Source organism: Frankia sp. CeRuru1, assembly GCF_977966315.1.
In genome coordinates, this window is sequence record NZ_CDWWEW010000073.1 from 1 (window position 1) to 5,065 (window position 5,065).

The 5,065-nt window shown below is 72.4% G+C and carries 5 protein-coding genes; all 5 read left to right on the top strand.

Annotated elements, in window-relative coordinates; translation table 11 throughout:
- A partial coding sequence (miaB, locus tag AC08OP_RS07970) for a tRNA (N6-isopentenyl adenosine(37)-C2)-methylthiotransferase MiaB (protein ID WP_476613592.1) occupies positions 1–1,628 on the top strand: 1,628 nt, incomplete at its 5' end.
- Positions 1,625–2,425: a class III extradiol dioxygenase subunit B-like domain-containing protein gene (locus AC08OP_RS07975; RefSeq protein WP_476613593.1), complete on the top strand. Its 801-nt coding sequence runs from the start codon at positions 1,625–1,627 to the stop codon at positions 2,423–2,425. The genes miaB and AC08OP_RS07975, both read left to right, overlap by 4 nt.
- A complete protein-coding gene (miaA, locus tag AC08OP_RS07980) occupies positions 2,422–3,333 on the top strand; it encodes a tRNA (adenosine(37)-N6)-dimethylallyltransferase MiaA (RefSeq protein ID WP_476613594.1) in 912 nt (303 codons plus the stop codon). The genes AC08OP_RS07975 and miaA overlap by 4 nt, the downstream gene beginning before the upstream one ends.
- 109 nt (positions 3,334–3,442) lie before the next feature.
- Positions 3,443–4,351 carry an EAL domain-containing protein gene (locus AC08OP_RS07985; RefSeq protein ID WP_476613595.1) on the top strand — a complete coding sequence of 303 codons (909 nt, stop codon included), beginning with the start codon at positions 3,443–3,445 and terminating at the stop codon, positions 4,349–4,351.
- Positions 4,352–4,410: 59 nt separating this feature from the next.
- A partial coding sequence (dapF, locus tag AC08OP_RS07990) for a diaminopimelate epimerase (protein WP_476613604.1) occupies positions 4,411–5,065 on the top strand: 655 nt, incomplete at its 3' end.

The window sequence follows — 5,065 nt, forward strand, 5'->3', positions numbered from 1 at the left end:
GCTACGAGGTCCGCACGTTCGGGTGCCAGATGAACGTCCACGACTCCGAACGGCTCTGTGGGCTGCTGGAATCCGCCGGCTACTCCCCGGTCGATCCCGGCGGCGAGGCGGATGTAGTCGTGTTCAACACCTGCGCGGTGCGGGAGAACGCCGACAACCGCCTGTACGGCAACCTCGGCCAGCTCGTCCCGGTGAAGAAGGGCCATCCGGGCATGCAGATCGCGGTCGGGGGCTGCCTCGCCCAGAAGGACCGGGCCGCGATCCTTGACCGGGCACCCTGGGTTGACGTGGTCTTCGGCACGCACAACCTGCACCGACTGCCCGTGCTGCTGGAGCGCGCGCGGCACAACGCGGCGGCCCAGGTCGAGATCGCCGAGGCCCTGGAGGTCTTCCCGAGCTCTCTGCCGACCCGGCGGGCCAGCCATCACTCGGCCTGGGTCAGCATCAGCGTGGGATGCGACAACACCTGCACCTTCTGCATCGTCCCCAGCCTGCGTGGCCGCGAGCGTGACCGCCGGCCGGGCGACGTGCTCGCCGAGGTCGAGGCCCTGGTCGCGGAGGGCGCCCTGGAGATCACGCTGCTGGGGCAGAACGTCAACTCCTACGGGCGCTCCCTGGGAGATCCCGGTGCCTTCGCGAAGCTGCTGGCCGCCTGCGGTCGCGTCGACGGTCTGGAACGTGTCCGCTTCACCTCACCGCATCCGCGCGACTTCACCGATGACGTCATCGAGGCCATGGCGACCACCTCGAACGTGTGCCACCAGCTGCACATGCCGTTGCAGTCCGGGTCGGACACCGTGCTGCGCCGCATGCGCCGCTCGTACCGTCGGGACCGGTTCCTCGGCATTGTCGAGCGGGTGCGGGCAGTCATGCCCGACGCGGCCATCACCACCGACATCATCGTGGGCTTCCCCGGCGAGACCGAGGCGGACTTCGCCGACACCCTCGACGTGGTGCGGGCGGCCCGGTTCTCCGGCGCCTTCACCTTCCAGTACTCGCCTCGCCCGGGCACCCCGGCAGCGACCATGGACGCCCAGGTGGACCGGGCGACTGTAGCCGACCGGTATACCCGGCTGGTGGCCCTGCAGGACGAGATCTCCTGGGCGGAGAACCGGGCCCTGGTCGGCCGGCGGGTCGAGGTGCTGGTCTCGGAGGGAGAGGGGCGCAAGGACGGCGCCACCGGCCGGATGTCCGGCCGGGCCCGGGACGGACGGCTCGTGCACTTCCGCGCGGACGAGGCCGCGAGCTCGCCCACCGGCTCGGGCTCGAGGGCGGGCGGCGCCGCGGTCGCGCCCGCGGTCGCGCCTACGGTGCGCCCGGGCGACGTCGTCGAGACGGTGGTGACGCGGGCGGCACCCCACCACCTCACCGCCGACGGCCCCCTGTGGTCCCACCGGGCGACCCGTGCGGGGGACGCGTGGGCGCTCGGGCGTGACGGTGGCGGTGCGGCCGCCGCGCAGCAGCCGGCAGGCGGACGGCCGATCGTCACCCTGGGCATCCCGTCCCTGCGGCCGTCCTCGCCCGGTCCCGTCGGCCTGGCGTCTGCTGGCCTGGCGTCTGCTGGCGCGGCGTCTGCTGGCGCGGCGTCGGCCGGCGCGGACGCCTGCTGTACTCCGGTACGTCGATGACCCTCGTCGCCGCCGCGGTCTGTCCTCATCCTCCGTTGCTGGTTCCCGAGGTCGGCTGTGGTGAGCCGATCGAGGCACGGGCCGTCGCGGTGGACGCGGTGCGCCTGCTGTGTGCCACCGAGCCGGACACGATCGTGGTGGTGGGTGACGCGGCGACCGAGGTGTCCTACGGCCCCGCCGCGTTCGGGTCGCTGGCCGGCTTCGGCGTGGATCTCCGGGTGGACCTCGGCCCGACCGCGCTGGCCCCCGAGTCGCCGTCTGTCCCGTCGTCGCCCGTCCTACCGTCGCCCCCTCTACCGTTGTCGATCACGATCGGCGCCTGGCTGCTGGGCGCCGTCGGTTGGCCCGGCGCCCGCACCGCCGTCGGGGTGCCCGCGGAGATCTCCCCGGACGGGGCCGTCGCACTCGGATCGCGGCTGGTCGCGGGCTCCGCTCCGCAGGGACGCCTCGCACTGCTCGTGATGGGCGACGGCTCGGCCTGTCGCACGCTGAAGGCTCCCGGCGGGTTGGATCCACGGGCCGCGGCGTTCGACGCGACCGCCGCCGCGGCGCTGGCCGCGGGGGATCCAGCCGGCCTGCTCGCCCTGGACCCGGGGTTGGCCCGGGAGCTGCTCGCCGCGGGCCGGGCGTCCTGGCAGGTCCTGGCCGGCGCCCTGCTCGCCGCGACCCGGGACGGCCCGGGCCCGGGGTCCCTGGGCCCGGGGGCATGGAACAGTGACCTCCGGTATGACGACGCGCCGTACGGTATCGGCTATCTGGTTGCCCTCTGGACACGGGATGTTGCCGAGCGAGGATGAACAGGCAGGAGGAACCGCGCCGGGGGCCGGTGGTGGCGGTCGTGGGGCCGACCGCCGGCGGGAAGAGCGACCTCGGCATCGAGATCGCGCTCGCCCTCGGCGGCGAGGTGGTGAACGCGGACTCGATGCAGCTCTACCGCGGGATGGACATCGGTACCGCCAAGGTTCCCGAGGCGGAGCGTCGCGGGGTGCCCCACCATCTGCTCGACGTGTGGGACGTGACGCATCCCGCGGACGTCGCGAGCTTCCAGGTGGACGCCCGCCGGGTAATCGACGATCTGCTCGCCGCCGGGCGCATTCCGGTGCTGGTCGGCGGTTCCGGGCTCTACGTCCGCGCGGTTCTCGACAATCTGACCTTCCCGGGGACCGATCCGGGCGTCCGGGCGCGGTGGGAGGAGGAACTGGCCCGCGTCGGCGCCCCGGCGCTGCACGACCGGCTGGCCGCGCTGGCACCGCAGGCCGCCGCGGCGATCCTGCCCAGCAACGGCCGGCGGATTGTGCGTGCCCTGGAGGTCGTCGAGCTCACCGGAACCTTCACGGCCACCCTGCCGGAGCACCGCTCGGTCTATGAGGTCGTGCAGATCGGCGTGGATCGCCCCGATCTCGACCAACGGATCACGGACCGGGTGGAGAAAATGTGGGGTGCTGGTTTTCCTGACGAAGTGCGAAGGTTGGTGGAATGCGGCCTGCGGGAAGGCCGAACCGCGTCTCGCGCACTGGGCTATGCCCAGGTTCTGGCCTGGTTCGACGGCGCAATGGACTCCGCTGAACAGGCCAAGCTCGCCACAATTACGGCGACGCGGCGCTTTGCCCGTCGACAAAGGTCCTGGTTCCGGCGGGATAACCGGATAGCCTGGTTGGACCAACCAGATGTCACCCAGGTGCGACGGCTGGTGGGTTCGCTCTGACGGGTGATCGGCCGACCGGGTCGGGGTCGATCGGGCCGCCGCCAATGCGCGGCGTCGCCGGTGGCCGGTGCGCGGCGGCCGGTCCCGCACGGCGTCTGGAGAGATCGATGTGACCGCGCCCACCGCTGATGCTGGTACCCCACCCGATGATGCTGGTACCCCACCCGACCTGACTCTCGTCCCCGCGCTCTACGCCGCCTTCGATGATGGTTCGCTGCGGCTGCACTTCCAACCGGAGGTCGACCTGCGCAACGGGTCGGTGCCGGGGATGGAAGCCCATCCGCGGTGGCTGCACCCGGAACGCGGGGTGCTGGGCCCGGCGGATTTCATGCCGATCGCCGTGGCCGCGGGCCTCGTCCATCAGGTGGACCAGTGGGTGCTGCGGATGGCCGTGACCGAGGCGCGCACCTGGCATCGAATGGCGGTCGGGACGCCGATCCGCCCGCCCCGGTTGTGGGTGAACATCGATGGCCGCCAGCTTGCCAGCCTCGCCTTCGCGGCCGAGGTCGACCGGCTCGTCTCGGGCCGGGTGCTGCCGGCCGGGGCGATCGGCCTTGAGTTCAGCGAGCAGACCCTCGGACTCGCCGCGCCGATGGTGCCCCGGTTGCTGACCCGGCTGCGTGCCCTCGGGGTGGCGATCGCCGTCGGGTCCTTCGGCACGTGGCTGGGCTCGTTGGCCGTGCTCGACCAGCTGCCGTTGAACCTCGTCAAGATCGACGGTCTGTTCCTGCGGGCGACGATGAAGGACCTCGAGGGTGAGGCCGTGCTCGCGGCCATCGTCCGGCTTGCCCACCAACGCGGCCTGCCCGTCGTCGCCGACGATGTCGACACCGCGCGCCTGGCGTCCCGGGTGGTGGATCTCGACTGCGATCGCGCCATCGGACCGGTGTTCTGTCCGCCGGTGCCGGTGGAGGACGCTCGGATGATCGCTCTCGGGCGCGGCCGGCCCGACCGCTGGTACAAGCCGTCGCATTCCGACGACCGGATGCGGGAGTGGGCGCGGGCCGCAGCCGGCTGACGCCGCCGCGGGAGCCCGGTCGTCAGGTGCCGAGCGGCATCCCCCGTACGATCGGCGACGTGCGGGACGAGCTGGGACTGCGATTCGTCAAGGGCCACGGGACGGGCAACGACTTCGTCCTGCTGCCGGATCCCGACGGGGACCTCGACCTCACCGCGGACCTGGTGCGCGCGCTGTGCGACCGACGGACCGGCATTGGGGGCGACGGGGTGCTGCGGGTGGTGCTCTGCGCCGCGGTTCCCGAGGCGGCCGGTCTGGCCGGCCGGGCGCGCTGGTTCATGGACTACCGCAATGCTGACGGTTCGGTTGCCGAGATGTGCGGTAACGGCGCCCGGGTGTTCGCCCGCTACCTCGTCGACGCCGGATACGCCCAGCCCGGACGGTTCCACGTCGCGACCCGCGCCGGGCTGCGGCTCGTCGAGGCCGCGGTGGACGGTGACGTCACGGTCGACATGGGACCGCCGCGGATCATCGACGGACCCGGGGCCCCGGTCACCGTCGCCGATCGTGACTTCACCGCGACCGCGGTCTCGATGGGTAATCCGCACGCGGTCTGCTTCGCCGGCGACCTGGACGTCGCCGGGCTGCGTCGGCTCGACCTGACCCGACCACCATCGTTCTCCCCGGTTGACTTCCCGGACGGGGTGAATGTGGAGATCGTCGTCGACCGGCCGGGTGGGGTGGCGATGCGGGTGTTCGAACGTGGGGTCGGGG